Annotated in this window: 17 protein-coding genes; 9 read left to right on the forward strand and 8 right to left on the reverse strand. The window is 71.6% G+C overall.

Annotated features, from left to right (window positions below):
* Window positions 1-72 precede the first annotated feature (72 nt).
* Together AB0M30_RS34035 and AB0M30_RS34040 are read right to left on the reverse strand one after the other, a co-directional pair.
* Window positions 73-1,293, reverse strand: a complete 1,221-nt coding sequence (locus tag AB0M30_RS34035; protein ID WP_364592421.1) for an ABC transporter permease — start codon at window positions 1,291-1,293, stop codon at window positions 73-75.
* Window positions 1,290-2,198: an ATP-binding cassette domain-containing protein gene (locus tag AB0M30_RS34040; protein ID WP_364592424.1), complete on the reverse strand. Its 909-nt coding sequence runs from the start codon at window positions 2,196-2,198 to the stop codon at window positions 1,290-1,292. The genes AB0M30_RS34035 and AB0M30_RS34040 overlap by 4 nt, the downstream gene beginning before the upstream one ends.
* A 116-nt stretch (window positions 2,199-2,314) precedes the next feature.
* Here AB0M30_RS34040 and AB0M30_RS34045 point away from each other — a divergent pair, with 116 nt between their 5' ends.
* From AB0M30_RS34045 to AB0M30_RS34075, 7 genes are all read left to right on the forward strand, one after another.
* Complete coding sequence (locus AB0M30_RS34045) at window positions 2,315-3,529, forward strand: helix-turn-helix domain-containing protein (RefSeq protein ID WP_364592426.1); 1,215 nt, start codon at window positions 2,315-2,317, stop codon at window positions 3,527-3,529.
* An 82-nt stretch (window positions 3,530-3,611) separates the two neighbouring features.
* Entirely contained in the window at window positions 3,612-4,052 is a 441-nt protein-coding gene (locus tag AB0M30_RS34050) for a VOC family protein (protein ID WP_364592429.1), read from the forward strand.
* A 28-nt stretch (window positions 4,053-4,080) separates the two neighbouring features.
* Complete coding sequence (locus AB0M30_RS34055) at window positions 4,081-4,527, forward strand: nitroreductase family deazaflavin-dependent oxidoreductase (protein ID WP_364592432.1); 447 nt, start codon at window positions 4,081-4,083, stop codon at window positions 4,525-4,527.
* 182 nt (window positions 4,528-4,709) lie between these two features.
* A complete protein-coding gene (locus AB0M30_RS34060; protein WP_364592433.1) occupies window positions 4,710-5,633 on the forward strand; it encodes an ACP S-malonyltransferase in 924 nt (307 codons plus the stop codon).
* Window positions 5,630-6,613 (forward strand): beta-ketoacyl-ACP synthase III, encoded by a 984-nt coding sequence (locus AB0M30_RS34065; protein WP_103342997.1) that lies wholly within the window; start codon window positions 5,630-5,632, stop codon window positions 6,611-6,613. The genes AB0M30_RS34060 and AB0M30_RS34065 overlap by 4 nt, the downstream gene beginning before the upstream one ends.
* A gap of 74 nt (window positions 6,614-6,687) precedes the next feature.
* Window positions 6,688-6,933, forward strand: coding sequence for an acyl carrier protein (locus AB0M30_RS34070; RefSeq protein WP_004559006.1), 246 nt, complete (start codon window positions 6,688-6,690; stop codon window positions 6,931-6,933).
* Window positions 6,934-6,961: 28 nt separating this feature from the next.
* The gene (locus AB0M30_RS34075; RefSeq protein WP_364592435.1) at window positions 6,962-8,206 is read left to right on the forward strand and encodes a beta-ketoacyl-[acyl-carrier-protein] synthase family protein; all 1,245 of its coding nucleotides are present in this window, start codon (window positions 6,962-6,964) and stop codon (window positions 8,204-8,206) included.
* A gap of 61 nt (window positions 8,207-8,267) precedes the next feature.
* On the opposite strand, the gene AB0M30_RS34080 is transcribed toward AB0M30_RS34075, so the two are convergent.
* Both AB0M30_RS34080 and AB0M30_RS34085 read right to left on the reverse strand, forming a co-directional pair.
* Window positions 8,268-8,867, reverse strand: coding sequence for a hypothetical protein (locus tag AB0M30_RS34080; protein ID WP_364592438.1), 600 nt, complete (start codon window positions 8,865-8,867; stop codon window positions 8,268-8,270).
* Window positions 8,868-8,898: 31 nt separating this feature from the next.
* On the reverse strand, window positions 8,899-9,402 hold the full coding sequence (locus AB0M30_RS34085; protein WP_103343000.1) for a DUF3145 domain-containing protein: 504 nt from the start codon (window positions 9,400-9,402) through the stop codon (window positions 8,899-8,901).
* A 271-nt stretch (window positions 9,403-9,673) separates the two neighbouring features.
* Here AB0M30_RS34085 and AB0M30_RS34090 point away from each other — a divergent pair, with 271 nt between their 5' ends.
* Window positions 9,674-11,731, forward strand: coding sequence for a hypothetical protein (locus AB0M30_RS34090; protein WP_364592441.1), 2,058 nt, complete (start codon window positions 9,674-9,676; stop codon window positions 11,729-11,731).
* 3 nt (window positions 11,732-11,734) lie between these two features.
* Here AB0M30_RS34090 and AB0M30_RS34095 read toward each other — a convergent pair whose 3' ends face one another.
* Window positions 11,735-13,129 (reverse strand): NAD(P)/FAD-dependent oxidoreductase, encoded by a 1,395-nt coding sequence (locus AB0M30_RS34095; RefSeq protein WP_364592444.1) that lies wholly within the window; start codon window positions 13,127-13,129, stop codon window positions 11,735-11,737.
* A 142-nt stretch (window positions 13,130-13,271) separates the two neighbouring features.
* Between AB0M30_RS34095 and AB0M30_RS34100 the strand changes: the two genes are divergently transcribed.
* The gene (locus AB0M30_RS34100; protein WP_364592447.1) at window positions 13,272-13,775 is read left to right on the forward strand and encodes a histone-like nucleoid-structuring protein Lsr2; all 504 of its coding nucleotides are present in this window, start codon (window positions 13,272-13,274) and stop codon (window positions 13,773-13,775) included.
* Window positions 13,776-13,791: 16 nt separating this feature from the next.
* On the opposite strand, the gene AB0M30_RS34105 is transcribed toward AB0M30_RS34100, so the two are convergent.
* The 3 genes from AB0M30_RS34105 to AB0M30_RS34115 are packed head-to-tail and all read right to left on the reverse strand — an operon-like array spanning window position 13,792 to window position 16,207.
* Window positions 13,792-14,523, reverse strand: coding sequence for a lipoate--protein ligase family protein (locus tag AB0M30_RS34105; protein ID WP_364592450.1), 732 nt, complete (start codon window positions 14,521-14,523; stop codon window positions 13,792-13,794).
* The gene (locus AB0M30_RS34110) at window positions 14,520-15,908 is read right to left on the reverse strand and encodes an NAD(P)(+) transhydrogenase (Re/Si-specific) subunit beta (RefSeq protein WP_364592453.1); all 1,389 of its coding nucleotides are present in this window, start codon (window positions 15,906-15,908) and stop codon (window positions 14,520-14,522) included. Before AB0M30_RS34110 ends, AB0M30_RS34105 begins: the two co-directional genes overlap by 4 nt.
* On the reverse strand, window positions 15,905-16,207 hold the full coding sequence (locus AB0M30_RS34115; protein WP_013223978.1) for an NAD(P) transhydrogenase subunit alpha: 303 nt from the start codon (window positions 16,205-16,207) through the stop codon (window positions 15,905-15,907). Before AB0M30_RS34115 ends, AB0M30_RS34110 begins: the two co-directional genes overlap by 4 nt.

Here is a 16,207-nt window from a genome sequence, read left to right on the forward strand (position 1 = left end):
AGCATTCTCGGCAGTTAGGCACTGTCCGGACGAATCCGGCCCCGGGGTCGCCGGGGCCGGATCAGGGAAATCTCAGGCGGCGCGCAGGGCGTCGCGGAGTTTCACCTTCGCGCCGGTGCGCATGACGGCGTTGCGGTAGATCCGGGCGGCGAACCAGATCAACCCCGGAATCATCAGCACCACGAGCCCCACCGACACCACCGCTTCCCAAACGGGCACCCCGCCCATCGCGAGCCGCATCGGCATCAGCGTCGGCGAGAACACCGGAATCACCGAAAGCACTTCGACGAACGTGTTGCCCGGATCCGACGGCAGCACCGAAATACCGATCACGTACCCGGCGATCACGAACATCAGGGCCGGCATCGTCGCGCCGCCGACGTCTTCCTGGCGCGAAACCAGCGCCCCGAGCGCGGCGAACACGATCGAGTACATGAAGAACCCGAGCAGGTACCACACGACCAGCCAGACGACCGTGCCCACCGCCGCGGAAACGGAAATGGTCAGCACTCCCGTGGACAGCCCGGCAATGACCCCGCCGGCGCCGATCACGAGCATCTGGATCAGCCCCACCACCCCGATCCCGAGCACCTTGCCCGCCATCAGCTGCCACGGCTTGATCGTCGACAGCAGCAGTTCGACGACCCGGGACGTCTTTTCCTCGACGACGCCCTGGGCCACGCTCTGGCCGTTGATCATCAGCGACAGGTAGATCAGGATGCCGGCGACGATGCCCAGCACGAGCTGCTGGCCGTTGTAGTCGTACGGCTCCTCCAGCGGCGGTTCCTCGACGAACTTCGCGGACGCGATCGCCGCCTGGAACTGCGCCGGGTTCCCGCCCAGCGCCGTCACCTGCTGGCTGATCGCCACCTGCTGGGAGAGCAGCTGCAGGACGTTCGCGAGCTTGCCGTCGAGATCCTTCTTCACCTGGACGTGCACGCTCTTGCCGTCGCCGGTGAGCAGGGCGTCGAGCGAGCCGTCGGCCAGCTTCGCGCGCCCGGCCGCCTCGTCGGCGACCTGAGTGGTCTCGATGTTCTCGTCGAGGGTCTTCCCGACGGCCTTCAACGGCGCCGAGAAGGCGGCCGTCGCGGTGCTGAACCCGACCTTGGCGTCGGGGCCGCTGCCGCCGGAGATCAGCTTGATCGCCACGATGCCGACCACGATGAGCAGCAGCATGATCACGGTGCTGACGCGGAAGGCCTTCGACTTCACGCGGGTGCTGATCTCGCGGGAGGCGACCAGGCCCACCGCGGCCGTCGGGCTCATCCGGACGTCCGGAACCGGGGTACTCATGCGGAAACCTCCTCGGTGGTGACGACGGAACGGAACAGCTCGGTCAGCGACGGCTGCTCGCGGGCGAACTCGCGGACCGGCCCGGTGGCCAGCGCGGCCTTGAGCACGGCCTGGTCGTCGGCGCCCTCCCCCAGTTCGAGCTCGGTCACCGAACCCGTCCGGCCGAGCACCTTCACCCCGGGCAGGCCGTCGGCCCACCCGTCTCCCGCCTCGGGAACGTCGACCCGCAGCCGCACCGCGCCGCCGGCCCGCAGTTCGTCGACCGTGCCGACGGCGACCATCTGTCCACTGCGGACGATCCCGACGCGGTCGCAGAGCCGTTCCACCAGATCGAGCTGGTGGCTGGAGAACACGACCGGCACCCCCTCGGCCGCCTTCTCCTTGAGTACCTGGCTCATCACGTCGACCGCGACCGGGTCGAGGCCGGAGAACGGCTCGTCGAGCACCAGGATCCGCGGCTCGTGCACCAGCGCCGCGGCCAGCTGGACGCGCTGCTGGTTGCCGAGGGACAGCTTCTGCACCTCGTCGTCGCGGCGGCCGGCGACGCCGAGCCGTTCGGTCCACGCTTCGGCCGACGCCCGCGCGTCGGCCGCGGGCATGCCGTGCAGCCGCGCGAGGTAGGTCAGCTGCTCGGCCACCTTCATCTTCGGGTAGAGCCCGCGTTCTTCGGGCATGTAGCCGATGTGACGGCGCGTTTCGTGTGTCACCGGCACGCCGTCGTAGCGGACTTCGCCGGCGTCGGCGGACAGCACCCCGAGCGCGATCCGCATCGTGGTGGTCTTCCCGGCGCCGTTGCTGCCGACGAAGCCGAACAGCTCGCCCGGCCGGACGTCGAACGTCATTTCCCGCAGGGCGACCACGTCGCCGTAGCGTTTGGACACCCCGTCGATCTCCAAACCGGTCATTCCGGTTCCCCCGTTCTGTGTGGCGTCGATCCTAGGCAGTGCGTACACGCCCCGCCTACCCTCGCGCGTTGCCGCGAGGGGCTACCAAAGTTGCGGGCACGTAGGATCGCCTCGCCATGGATGGAACCACCGCCCCGCGCCAGGTGCCGAAGCACCACGGACTGTCCGCGAAGACGCTCCGGCGGCTGGAGCACGCGTCCGGCAGCCTGGCGAGCGCGAGCATCGCGGTGATGGAACGGCGGCTGCCCTGGTTCGCCCGGCTGCCCGCCGACCAGCGCGCGAGCGTCCTGCTGATCACCCAGGCCGGGGCCGCCGGCTTCGTCGACTGGCTGCGGGACGCCAAGGAGGCCCTGAAGCTCACGACCGAGGCGTTCCGCGACGCACCGGCCGAGCTGTCGCGGTGGATCAGCCTGCGCCAGGCGGTCGGCATGGTGCGGCTGGCCATCGAGGTGTTCGAGGAGCAGCTTCCCGATTTCGCCGCGAACGAAGCGGAACGCGCCGCTTTGATCGAGGGAATCCTGCGCTACGGCCGGGAAATCGCCTTCGCGGCGGCGAATTCCTACGCGGCCGCGGCCGAAGCGCGCGGCGCCTGGGACGCGCGGCTGGAGGCGCTGGTCGTCGACGGCATCGTCCGCGGCGACGCCGAGGAGTCGGTGCTCTCGCGGGCCACGGCGCTCGGCTGGGACCCATCGGCGGCGGCGACCGTCCTGGTCGGCAACCCGCCGTCGGAGGACCCGCCGACGGTGGTGTTCGAGGTCCGCAGCCGCGCGGCCCGCGTCGGGCGTCCGGTGCTGCTGTCGGTGCAGGGTTCCCGGCTGGTGGTCGTGGTCGGCGGCCCGACCGAAGGCGGGGTGAAGGAGCGGGAGATCCTGACCCGGATGTCGGTGGCGTTCGCCGAGGGCCCGGTGGTCGCCGGCCCGACGGTGCCGACGCTGGCGGAGGCTCACCACAGCGCGACGGAGGCGTTGTCCGGGCTGCGGGCGGTGGTCGGCTGGCCGGGCGCGCCCCGGCCGGTGCGCTCCGGCGACCTGCTGCCCGAGCGCGCGCTGTCGGGCGACGCGGAGGCCGAGCGGCTGCTGGTGGACAGAATCGCCCGCCCGCTCGAGGAGGCCGGCCCGACGCTGCAGCGCACGGTGGAGGCGTACCTGGAGAGCGGCGGCGTGCTGGAGACGTGCGCGAAGACGCTGTTCGTCCACCCGAACACGGTCCGCTACCGGCTGCGGAAGGCCGCGGACCTCACGGGCTGCCAGGCGACCGACCCGCGCGACGCCCTGGTGCTGCGGATCGCCCTGACCGTCGGACGGCTGGCGAGGGCCCGCGGGCTTTGGTGACGCCGCGGATGTCGAGAACGTCGTGCCGGCTCCGTCCCTGGATCGCGAGCGGCCACCGGGGCCGCGGGACGGAGGAGACATCATGACGATCCAGCGGATGGACAACGTCGGCGTCGTCGTCGACGACCTCGCGGCGGTGACCGCGTTCTTCGTCGCTCTCGGACTGGAACTCGAGGGCGAGGCCACGGTCGGCGGATCGGAGGTGGACGTCCTCGTCGGGCTCGAGGGGGTGCGGTGCGACATGGCCGTGGTGCGGACCCCGGACGGCCACGGCCGGCTCGAGCTGATGAAGTTCCACGCGCCGGCGGCCCCCGCCGCCGCCGACCGGGACGCGCCGGTCAACGCGTTCGGGCTCCGCCGCATCATGTTCGCCGTCGAGGACATCGAGGCCGTCCTGGACCGCGTCCGCCCGCACGGCACCGAACCCGTGGGCGAACTGGTGCGGTACGCAGACGACTACCGGCTCTGCTACCTCCGCGGCCCCGAAGGCATCATCGTCGCGCTGGCCGAGAAGCTCCGCTGACCCCCCTCCCTCGCGAAAGGACACCATCATGGCCGTCGCCGACGACCTCGACCGCGCCACCGACTCCCAGTGGGACTGGGTCGCCGAGCAAACCCGGACGTACCTGGACTCGGGCGGCACCGTCGGCCACGAGTCGAACGGCGTGCACACCCTCATCCTCGCCACGACCGGCCGCCGGACCGGCCTGGCCCGGCGCACCTGCCTGATCTACGGCACCTCGGGGGACGACTTCGTCGTCGTCGCGTCCAAGGGCGGCGCCGACGACGACCCGGCGTGGTTCAAGAACCTCCTGGCCGAGCCGAGCGTCGGGGTCCAGGCCGGTACCCGCCGGTGCACCGCCCGCGCCCGGGTCGCGACCCCGGCCGAGCGCGCGGACCTCTGGCCGCGGATGGCGGCCATCTTCCCGCTCTACGACGAGTACGCGCGGAAGACCGAGCGCGAGATCCCCATCGTTCTGCTCACCCCGCGGGACTGACCCTTCCGGAGACGGCCGTCACGTGATGGACTTAACAGCGAAAGGTGATTGAACCCGACAAGGCTTCCGGGTTACGCGCGAGCTTCTGCGGCGCATCTTTGGAGGATTCCGACAAAGACGCCGCGCAGACACTGTGAGCGTCGGCATCCCGGGAAACACCCTCCGCCGTGTTGTCTAGAAGGGTGACAGCAGCAGTCCTCGCTCCCGGCCAGGGGTCCCAGGCCCCCGGTATGTTCACGCCCTGGCTCGACCTCGACGGGGCGCGCGAGCGCGTCGCCCAGTGGTCCGAGCGCGCCGGGCTCGACCTGCTCCGCCTCGGCACCGAGGCGGACGCCGACGAGATCCAGGACACCGCGATCGCGCAGCCGCTGATCGTCGCGCTGTCGCTGCTCACCTTCGAGCACCTCCAGGCCGCCGCGCCGGTCGCCGCGGACGCGCCGGTCGCCGGCCACTCCGTCGGCGAGCTCGCGGCCGCCGCGATCGCCGGGGTGCTGAAGCCGGAAGACGCGGTCGCGCTCGCCGCCGTCCGCGGCGCCGAAATGGCGAAGGCGTGCGCGCTGGAACCGACGTCGATGGCCGCGGTCATGCTCGGGGACCCCGAGCAGGTCGTCGCGTGGCTCGAAGAGCAGGGCCTGACCGCGGCGAACCGCAACGGTGCGGGGCAGATCGTCGCCTCCGGTGCCGCCGACACGATCGCCAAGATCGTCGAGGGGCCCCTCGAAGGCACGAAGATCCGCGCCCTCAAGGTCGCCGGCGCCTTCCACACCCGGTACATGGCGCCCGCCGAAGAGGCGATGCGCGCCCACGCCGCCGAGCTGACCCCGGCCGACCCGGTCCGCCCGCTGCTGTCCAACACGGACGGTACCGTGGTCACCAGTGGGGCCGAGTACCTCGCGCGGCTGGTCTCCCAGGTCACCCGCCCGGTCCGCTGGGACCTGACGATGGACGGCCTGGTCTCCCTCGGCGTCACCCGCACGATCGAACTCGCGCCCGCGGGCACCCTGACCGGCCTGGTCAAGCGGCAGCTCAAGGGCGTCGTCACCACTATCACCGCGCTGAAGACGCCGGCCGAGCTGGCGGCGTTGCGCCAGGAGGACGCCTCGTGACCGACCGACCCACCCTGAGCCTCAACCCCGGCTCCCGCGGCAGCCGCGTGCTGGGCGTCGGCAGCTACCAGCCCGCGAAGATCGTCACCAACGACGACCTGTCGCAGGTCATGGAAACCAACGACGAGTGGATCCAGACCCGGGTCGGGATCGTCGAGCGCCGGTTCGCCGAGAAGGACGAGCTGCTCACCGACATGGCCGTCGCCGCCGGCACCGCCGCGCTGGCCGACGCTCGCGTCGACCCGTCCGAAGTGGACACGGTGATCCTGCCGAACTGCACCATGCCGACGCTGATCCCGAACGCCGCCGCGCAGGTCGCCGCCCGGATCGGTATCCCCGGCCCCGGCGCGTTCGACCTCAACGCCGCGTGCGCCGGGTTCTGCTACGGCCTCGGCGTCGCCTCCGACCTGATCCGGGCCGGCTCGGCGAAGAAGGTCCTGGTCATCGGCGCGGAGAAGCTCACCGACTCGGTCGACCCGGCCGACCGGGCCAACGCGATCATCTTCGCCGACGGTGCCGGCGCCGCGGTCGTCGGCGCGTCCGACGAGCCGCTCATCGGCCCGGTGACCTGGGGCAGCGCGGGCGACCTGGTCGACCTGATCTACATGCGCGACGAGAAGTACATCTACCAGGAGGGCCAGTCGGTCTTCCGGTGGGCGACCACGAAGATCGCGCCGATCGCGATGGAGGCGCTGGAGGCCGCCGGGCTCAAGCCGTCCGATGTGGACGTGCTGATCCCGCACCAGGCGAACCTGCGCATCGTCGAGGCGATCGCGAAGAAGCTGCGGGCCAACGGCGCCCGCGAAGACATGGTCGTCGCCGACGACATCAAGTACTCCGGCAACACCTCGTCGGCTTCCATCCCCCTCGCGCTGGACCACATGCGCAAGGCCGGGACGGCGAAGTCCGGCGACGTGGTGCTGGCGGTCGGGTTCGGCGCGGGCCTGTCCTACGCCGGGCAGGCGTTCATCTGCCCCTGATCACCGTTACGCTCCCCGCGGGCATTCGCCCGCGGGAAACAGACCCCCAGTAAGACCGAGAAGGGAACACCCCCATGGCTGACAACGCTGAGATCCTCGCCGGCCTCGCCGAGATCGTCGAAGAGGTCGCCGGTGTGGCTCAGGACGACGTCACCGCCGAGAAGTCGTTCGTGGACGACCTGGACATCGACTCGCTGTCGATGGTCGAGATCGCCGTGCAGGCCGAGGACAAGTTCGGCGTCAAGATCCCGGACGACGAGCTCGCCAACCTCAAGACCGTGGGCGACGCCGTGAACTACGTGTCGGCCAACTCCAAGTAAAGTCTTTCCCCTCCTTGAGGAGACTCCCATGAGCAACATCGACGTCGTGATCACCGGTCTCGGCGCCACCACACCGCTCGGCGGGGACGTGACGTCCACCTGGGACGGTCTGCTGGCCGGACGGAGCGGGATCCGGGCGATCGAGGCCGACTGGGTCGAGGAGTTGCAGCTGCCCGTCAAGATCGGCGGCATGCTCGCCGTCGATCCTTCGGAAGTCCTGCCGCGGGTCCAGGCCCGCCGGCTGGACCGCTGCGAGCAGGTCGCGCTGATCGCCGCCCGCCAGGCGTGGGCCGACGCCGGGTACACCGAGCCGACCGACGAGCACACCGACGTCGACCCCGACCGCCTCGGCGTGTCGATCGGCACCGGGGTCGGCGGCCCGGTCACCCTGCTCACCCAGAACGACCTGTTGCACCAGCAGGGTCTCCGCAAGGTGTCGCCGCTGACCGTGCCGATGCTGATGCCGAACGGCCCGGCCGCGCACGTGGGCATCGACCTCAAGGCGCGGGCCGGGGTGCACTCCCCGGCCTCGGCCTGCGCCTCGGGTGCCGAGGGCATCGCCAGCGGGGTGGAGATGATCCGCTCCGGGCGCGCCGACGTCGTGGTCGCGGGGGGCGCCGAAGCGTGCATCCACCCGATCACGCTGGCCGGGTTCGCCCAGGCCCGCACGGTCTCCACACGCAACGACGACCCGGCGGCCGCGTCGCGGCCGTTCGACGCCAACCGCGACGGCTTCGTCCTCGGCGAGGGCGCCGGCGTGGTCATCCTGGAGCGCGCCGACCAGGCGAAGGCCCGCGGGGCGCGCATCTACGCGACGATCGCGGGACACGGCATCACCTCGGACGCCTACCACATCACCGGCAACCACCCCGAGGGCATCGGCCAGATCGCCGCGATGCGCGCGGCGATGAAGATGGCCGGGGTCACCGCGGCGGACGTCGGGCACGTGAACGCGCACGCGACGTCCACTGTGGTCGGTGACATCGGCGAGGCGGCGGCGATCCGCAAGGCGGTCGGCGACCACGCGATCGTGACGGCGCCGAAGGGCTCGCTCGGTCACCTCGTCGGCGGGGCCGGCGCGGTCGAGGGGATCATCACGATCCTGTCGCTCTACCACGGTCTCGTGCCGGCCACCATGAACCTGACGGACCTGGACCCGCGGGTGCAGCTCGACGTGGTCGCGGGCGAGCCGCGCAAGGTCGAGCTGAGCGCGGCGATCAGCAACTCGTTCGGGTTCGGCGGGCACAACACCGCGCTGCTGTTCACGGTCTGAGTTTCTCGGAACTTCGGAAACGAAAGCGGGGCCCGGCTTCGGCCGGGCCCCGCTTTCGCTTTCAGCACTTTTCGTGTTCGGGCGGCGGCCCGCCGTCGATGGCGGCGGCGATCTTCAGGGCCTTGTTTTCGAGCACCATCGGCAGGACGAGCCGCCACTTGATGCACGGCTCGCGGAAGAACAGCGGGGCGTCTTCGACCGCCTGCCGGCTGGTGAACCCGACCAGGACCCGCAGCGAGTTCCCGGACGAGCGCTCGATCCGGTAGACGAGGGCGTCGCTGTCCTTTGTGGTGCGCACCCCCCGCTTCCAGTCGGTCTGCGTCTGGGAGGCGGCCCGCTCGTCGGTGACCACCTCGGTCCACAGCGGGTACTGCCTGGTGTTGATGGCCGCGAAGTACTTCTCCAGCACCCGGCGGACGGTATCGGCCTGCGGGTGCCGCTTGGCGTCGTCGGTCATCCGGACGCCGTCGTCCACCGCGGCCGGCGCGCCGATGCTGGACGACGACGGCGTCGACACCGCGACGGAGGCGTCGTCGGCGGGCTGGTCGGGACGGCGGTAGATTTCGCGCGCGAGCAAGCCGCCACCGACGGTCACGGACAGCACCACGACCACGACGGGCACCAGCCAGCGCTGGCGAGAGCTGGGGGCGGGGGTGGTCACGCGGAAAGCGTACCGGCCCCCGTCCCGGAGCTCAGCCGACCTGGTGCAGCCAGGTCACCGGCGCGCCGTCACCGGCGTGGCGGAAGGGCTCGAGCGCCTCGTCCCAGCTCGCGGCCAGGAGCTCGTCCAGCTTGTGCGCGAGGGACTCCCCGCCGCGGGTCATGGCGACGAGTGCGCGCAGCTGGTCCTCGCCCACCACGATGTCGCCGTTGGCGCTGGTCCGTCCGTGCCACAGGCCGAGGCCGGGCGCGAAGCAGAACCGTTCGCCGTCGACGCCCGCGCTGGGCTCTTCGGTCACCTCGAACCGAATCATCGGCCACGCCTTGAGGGCGGACGCCAATCTGGCGCCGGTGCCCGCGGGCGCGCGCCATCCGCATTCGGCGCGAAGCTGACCCGGACTGGCCGGCTGCGCCGTCCACTTCAGGTCAACGCGGGCACCCAGGGTGCCCGAAATGGCCCACTCGACGTGCGGACACACCGCAGACGGCGACGAGTGGACGTACACCACACCTCGGGTGCTGCCACGGGTGCTCACTGCTACCTCCGCTTGTTGCTCGACGAGGGACGTCTTCCCCTACGCCCTACTTCGAGCTGCAGCGCGGCTTCAGTGCGGCTCCCGAATGCCGCCTCCGATGCGTTGTAGCACATTCTGCACCCCAACCGTGCCGTTTGGCCACACGAACACCACAAGTCACCCGCCCCACACTTTCGGAGGGCAAGCGGCCGCGGCGCGCCCGTGTCGCGCGGATCCTTGCGCCGGGCGCGCTAGCGTGATGATTCGGAACGACGAGCGGGGAGGGACAGCGGTGCGACTGGTGCGCCTGGAGCGGCAGCAGTCCCGGGTGGCGGACGACATCCGGGCCGCACTGGCGTCCCTGGGCCGCGGCAGCACCGTGATCGGCGGGATCGCCTTGGTGGGCGTGGGCGGGGTGACGGAGCGCCCGATCGAGGCGGTGGTCCTGCTCCCCCACGGCGTGATCATCGTGATCGGCGTGGACCTCCCGGACCCGGCCCTGCGCCTCGAGGCCCCGCTCGGCGGCCCCTGGAAGGCGGACGGCTGGCCCCTCGTCGCGGACGACGATTCGGTGAACCCGGCCACGGAAGCGCTGGACATCTCGCAAGCTTGCGAACGGCAAATTGCCGCGCTGGTCCCGGGAACGGCCCCGGTGGGCACGATCATCGCGGTGGGGCCGTACGTGGAGACGGTCGACCAGCCGGCGGCCGACCTGGCCGGGCCGGTCCGGGTACTGCACCCGACCCCGACGACGATGCTGGCGGCCACGGTCTCCCTGGCCACGGCGCACCGGCCGCGATCGGTGGACCAGGTGCGGGCCCTGATCAGGGGACTGGCGCCGGCGGCACCGGAGTTCACCGACGAGGTCCTGCTGGCCGAGGGCTTCAGCCGCCTGACGGACGACGCACCCCCGGAGTCCCTTTGGGACGATGCCCCACAGCCGCCGGCTTCGTTCGCAGCGCCGGCCGGGGTGGGAACCACCGACTGGCGGACCAAGACGCCGGTCGAGGCCACACCGGAGCCCGCCGCGGTTTCGGAGGCCGAAGTTCCTGCGGCTGCCGAAGTTCCGGAGACCGAAGTTCCTGCGGCTGCGGAAGCTACCGAGGCTCTTTCGCCGCCTGCCCAGGCGGAGTCGGACCCTGCGGATCCCTCGACACGGCCGGTGTTCCCCGGCACCAGTTCCCCGCCCGCCGAGGCGGAAGCTACCGAGGTTTTTTCGCCGCCTGCCCAGGCGGAGTCGGGCCCTGCGGATTCCTCGGCGCGGCCGGTGTTCCCCGGCACCACTTCCCCGCCCGCCGAGGCCACCTCGTCGGAAGGTTCCGAACCGGTCGAATCCTCCGCTGCCGAAACCGAGCGAACCGAAAACCTCCGCCTTCCCGCGCCCAGCAGCGACCAAACCGCGGCTCCCGGCCCCTCCGCCACAACCGGGCAAGCACCCGAACCCGCACCGCGGCCCGCCGCTGCCGCTGCCGCTGCCGCTGCCGCTGCCGCTGCCGCTGCCGCTGCCGCTGCCGCTGCCGAGCGAACCGAAAACCTCCGCCTTCCCACGCCCAGCAGCAACCAAACCGCGGCTCCCGGCCCCTCCGCCACAACCGGGCAAGCACCCGAACCCCCAGCACCGCCCGCAACCACCGAGCAGGTCACTCCGCAACCGACCCCACCCGAGCCGCCCCAGGGCGCTCCTTCCACCCCTCCGCCCGCGGCCTCCCCGCAGCCCTTCCCCCGCCCGCGGCCGAAACCCGAGCCCGCCGCCACGCCCCGCACCGTCCGCTGGCTTCCCCTCGGCGCCATCGGTGCCCTCGTCCTGCTGGTCGTCGCCGCCGTCGCCGTGGCCACCACCGGTGATGACACCGCGGCCGCTCCGGCGCCGCCCCCGGCCACGTCGAAACCGCAGCCGCCGCCCACCACTCCGGTGCGAAGCCTCCAGTTCGCCCTTCGCGCCGCCGGCGGCGATCAGCGATGTGCCTCCCACGCCTTCGGGGATGCCCAGGCCAGCCTGCAGCAGACCAGCTGCTCCGGCGTCAAACGCGCCAGCTACGCCGCGACCGTCGACGGCCGCGGTGGGGCGGTCACCGTCGGGGTCGTCGAATTCCCCGATGCCGCGCAAGCCGCCGCCTTCAAGGCCGTGGCCGACACCCCCGGCGGGGGCGGGGTCCTCGACCTCGCCACCGAGACCGGCCAGTGGGGCGCCACCCCCGTCCCGCGGTTCGAGAACGCCGCCTACGCCAGCAAGCTCGACGGCTCGTCCGTCCGGATCGTGCAGGCCGTCTGGGCGCCGGGACCGTCCACTCCGGACGATCCCGGCCTGGCCAGGGCGGCCAAGGCCGCCCTCGACCTGCCCGCCCAGTAGCCCTCAGAGCCCGTACGCCTCCAGCAGCCGCAGCCACACCTCGCTGATCGTCGGGAACGACGGCACCGCGTGCCACAGCCGGTCCAGGGGCACCTCGCCGACGATCGCGATCGTCGCCGAATGCAGCAGCTCCGAGACGTCCTGGCCGACGAACGTCACGCCCAGGAGCACGTTCCGCTCCGTGTCGACGACCATCCGGGCCTTGCCCGTGTACCCGTCCGCGTGCAGGGACGAACCCGCCACCGCGATGTCGATGTCGACGACGCGGTCCGCCGAGCCCGGCCGCGCGTCCGCCAGGCCGACGGCCGCCACCTCCGGGTCGGTGAACACCACCTGCGGCACGGCGTGGTGGTCGGCCGTCGCGGTGAACCGGCTCCACGGCGACGTCGACACCGGCTTGCCCGCGGCCAGCGCCGCCACCGTGTCGCCCGCCGCGCGGGCGCCGTACTTGCCCTGGTGGGTCAGCGGCGCCCGGCCGGTGACGTCGCCGGCCGCGTACAGCCAGTCACCGTCCACTGCGGACACCCGGCCGGTGTCGCCGGTCTCCAGCGGGTGCCCGGGCTCGACACCGAGCCGCTCCAGGCCGAGCCCGGCGGTCGCGGGACGGCGGCCCGTGGCCACCAGGAACTCGTCGACGACGAGCGCCGATCCGTCCTTCAGCGTCAGCTCGGTCCCGAACTGCCCGGCGGCCATCTGCGAAACACCCGACTCCGTGTGCACGACGACGCCCGCCTCACGCAGCCCCGCCAGCACCAGGTCACCCGCGAACGACGCGTTCCGCGGCAGCGGCCGCGGGCCGGAGATCACCAGGTGGACCTCCGACCCCAGCGACGCGAACGCCTGCGCCATCTCGACGCCGACCACCCCGCCGCCGAGGACACCGAGCCGGGGCGGCACGGAAGACGCCGACGTCGCTTCACGCGAACCCCACGGGCGAATCGTGTCGAGCCCGGGGATCGACGGCGTGCTGGGCACGCTGCCGGTGCAGACGATCACCGCGTGCCGGGCGGTCAGCACGCGATCACCGCCGACGGTCACTTCCCGCTCCCCGGTGATCTCCCCGTGCCCGCGAACCGGCTCGATGCCCGCGCCGCGGGCCCAGTCGACCTGTCCCGAGTCGTCGCCCTTGCCGGTGAACCAGTCACGGCGCGCGAACACCGCCGCCGGGTCGATCCGGTCGCCGACCGGCACGCCGGGCACGCGCTTCGCGGCGGCGAGGAGATTTCCCGGCCGCAGCAACGCCTTGCTCGGGATGCAGGCCCAGTAGGAGCACTCGCCGCCGAAACGTTCGTGCTCGACGAGGGCGACTTTCAGGCCTCCGCGAGCCGCTCGTTCGGCGGCCACCTCCCCCACCGGACCCGCACCGATCACCACTACGTCAAAAGTCTCTGCAGCCATGGCTTCAGCGCACACCACCACGCGGGATCACGCAAGCCAGCGGTTATCCTCCGTCGGGAAGCTGCAAGTTTTCGGCGGCACCGGGTGCCGTCGGACCCGGTGCTCGCGAACACATCACACGTTCGAGCACGGGAGGTTTGTCGTGGCCAGGAACACGGCTGTGCGGGTGCTGGATGATCTGACCGGTGCGCCCGCGGCGGAGACCGTCGGCTTCGGCCTGGACGGCATCGACTACGACATCGACCTCTCCCTCGCCAACGCCGAGGCGTTGCGCGGGCTCCTGCAGCGGTACGCCGACGCCGGCCGCCGCACCGGTGGCCGCAAGAACCGGCCGCGGATCGTCCCCGGCGCGCAGAAGACCGCGCCGAAGCCGGTCGCCGAGAAGGCCGCCGCCACGCCCGGGAGAACGAAGGCCAAGAAGGCCGCGCCCGCCAAGGTCGCGCCCGCCGAAGCCACCTCGGCCAAGGCTGCCCCGGGCAAGGCTGCCTCCGCCAAGGCGAAGGCCACCACGGCGAAGGCCGAACCCGCGAAGACCACCCGCGCAACGGCCGAGCCCGCGCGCACCAGGAAGGCCGCGGAGCCGAAGCTCACCACGCGGGCCGCCGCGCGCAAGGTGCCGACCGTGATGTTCTCGGCGGCCGAGTAAGTCCACAGTAGACGGCTCAGGCCGCGCGCTGGGCGCCGTCGGCGTGCCAGGCCGGGTAGTGGTAGCGGGTGTGCAGCAACGCCCGCTGCCGCGCCAGCTCGGCCGCCGACGGCGGGCGGGGCACGAACGTCCCGAGCAGCTGCGACGCCGCCGCCCGCACCGCCGCCTCGACCGCCGGGAAGCCGGGCCGCAGGCCGTGCTCGGCCAGCGACGCCACCGGGCTGCGGTGCGAGTCGAGCGGCCGCGGGTCCGGCGGCGCGCTGGTCAGGTAGCGGCCGACGAGTCCCGCGGTCGTCTCGACCAGCAGCGTCGAGTGGGCCAGCAGGCCGGTCTTGGTGCGGAACACGGCGAACCCGCACAGCTTCGCGTCGCCGACGAACAGCCCGCGGTCGCCGATCCGCGGCACCAGCCCGAGCTGGTCGACGGCGGCGCTCATCACCTGGCCGAGCGCCTCCAGGGGCCGGTCCGCCGGGCCGGGCAGGACCAGCGTCACGTTCAGGTTGCCGGGGTCGTGGAACACGGTGCCGCCGCCGCTGGCGCGCCGCAGCACCGGGACGCCGTCGCGGGCGCACTCGTCGGCGCGCACTTCGCGCGCGATCCGCTGCCCGCGCCCCACCACGACGCAGACCGGGTTGCGCCAGAGCCACAGCACCGGTGACTCGGGCGCAACCCGGAGGAGCGCTTCGTCGAAAGCGAGGTTCTCGGCCGGATCCGTGAACGCGGCACGGACGTCCGACCCGGTCGTCATAGCGCTTTGAGTTCCTCCACGATCTCGCCCACCGACGACTTGGCGTCCCCGAAGAGCATGCTGGTCTTCGGATCGTAGAACAGGTCGTTGTCGATCCCGGCGAAGCCCGAGCTCATCCCGCGTTTCAAGACGATCACGGACCGGCTCTCGTTGACCTTGAGGATCGGCATCCCGTAGATCGGCGAGCTGGGGTCGGTCTGCGCGGCCGGGTTCGTGACGTCGTTCGCGCCGATCACCAGCGCGACGTCGGTCTGGGCGAACTCGGAGTTGATCTCGTCCATCTCCTTGAGCTGCTCGTACGGCACGTCGGCCTCGGCGAGCAGCACGTTCATGTGCCCGGGCATCCGGCCGGCCACCGGGTGGATCGCGTACGCGACCGTGATGCCCTTCTTCTCCAGCAGCTTCGCCATCTCGCGGACGGTGTGCTGCGCCTGCGCCACGGCCATGCCGTAGCCGGGCACCACGACGACCTTGCTCGCGTACGCCATCTGGATCGCGGTGTCGGCCGCGCTCGTGGAACGCACCGGGCGGGCTTCCTTCGTCCCGCTGCCGGCCGCGACCGCCGGCCCGCCGCCGAAACCGCCCGCGACGATCGCCGGGATGGACCGGTTCATCGCCTTGGCCATCAGGTTGGTCAGGATGGAGCCGGACGCGCCGACGATCATGCCGGCCACGATCAGCGCCGTGTTGTCCAGCGCCAGGCCCATCGCCGCGGCCGAGAGCCCGGTGAACGCGTTGAGCAGGGAGATCACGACGGGCATGTCCGCGCCGCCGATCGGCAGCACCACGGTGAGACCGAGGATGCCGGACGCGACGAGCAGCCCGACGATCAGCAGCCAGGAGTCGCCGCCGGCGACGATGAACACCGCGCAGGCGAGCGCGACCAGCAGGAGCAGCGCGTTGACCGGCTGCTGCAGCTTGCCCATGGTGACCGGACGGCCGCTGATCAGCTCCTGGAGCTTGCCGAAGGCGATGTTCGAGCCCCAGAAGGAGATCGACCCGATGATCGCGGCGAACAGGGAGGCGATCGCGATGTACGCCGGTTCGTGCGCGTAGCCGTCGGTGGAGTTGAACTCGACCCACGCGATGAGCGCGACCGCGCCGCCGCCGACGCCGTTGAACAGCGCCACCATCTGCGGCATCGCGGTCATCTTGACCTTGCGCGCCGACGGGACGCCGACGACCACGCCGATCCCGACGCCGAGGGCGATCAGCACCCAGTTGCCCATCCCGGGGGTGAGCAGGGTGGCGATCACGGCGATGCCCATACCGACCGCGGCGATCCAGTTGCCGCGGACGGCGGTGCGCGGGCCGGTCAGGCCCATCAGGCCGTAGATGAAGAGGGCGAACGCGATGATGTAGAGGATCGCGATGAAGTCGGTCACTTCTCGTCCTCCTCACCGGCAGCGGGTTTCTTGGCCTTGAACATCGACAGCATCCGGTCGGTGACGAGGAACCCGCCGACGACGTTGATGGTGCCGAAGGCGATGGCGATCACCAGCAGGATCTTGTTGAACACCCCGTCGACGCCGAGGCCGAGCACGACCAGCCCGCCCAGCAGCACGATGCCGTGGATGGCGTTGGTGCCGGACATCAGCGGCGTGTGCAGGGTGTTGGGCACCTTGGAGATGACGGCGAAGCCGACGAACCCGGCGAGCACGAGCACCGCCAGGTTCTGCACCAG

This window comes from Amycolatopsis sp. NPDC051716, assembly GCF_040681595.1.
Lineage (GTDB): Bacteria > Actinomycetota > Actinomycetes > Mycobacteriales > Pseudonocardiaceae > Amycolatopsis.

Coding starts and splice junctions, on each gene's coding strand:
- AB0M30_RS34095 (WP_364592444.1), bottom strand. CDS start 13,129: ATGGCTGCAGAGACTTTTGACGTAGTGGTGATCGGTGCGGGTCCGGTG.
- AB0M30_RS34105 (WP_364592450.1), bottom strand. CDS start 14,523: ATGACGACCGGGTCGGACGTCCGTGCCGCGTTCACGGATCCGGCCGAG.
- AB0M30_RS34045 (WP_364592426.1), top strand. CDS start 2,315: ATGGATGGAACCACCGCCCCGCGCCAGGTGCCGAAGCACCACGGACTG.
- AB0M30_RS34035 (WP_364592421.1), bottom strand. CDS start 1,293: ATGAGTACCCCGGTTCCGGACGTCCGGATGAGCCCGACGGCCGCGGTG.
- AB0M30_RS34040 (WP_364592424.1), bottom strand. CDS start 2,198: ATGACCGGTTTGGAGATCGACGGGGTGTCCAAACGCTACGGCGACGTG.
- AB0M30_RS34050 (WP_364592429.1), top strand. CDS start 3,612: ATGACGATCCAGCGGATGGACAACGTCGGCGTCGTCGTCGACGACCTC.
- AB0M30_RS34070 (WP_004559006.1), top strand. CDS start 6,688: ATGGCTGACAACGCTGAGATCCTCGCCGGCCTCGCCGAGATCGTCGAA.
- AB0M30_RS34055 (WP_364592432.1), top strand. CDS start 4,081: ATGGCCGTCGCCGACGACCTCGACCGCGCCACCGACTCCCAGTGGGAC.
- AB0M30_RS34075 (WP_364592435.1), top strand. CDS start 6,962: ATGAGCAACATCGACGTCGTGATCACCGGTCTCGGCGCCACCACACCG.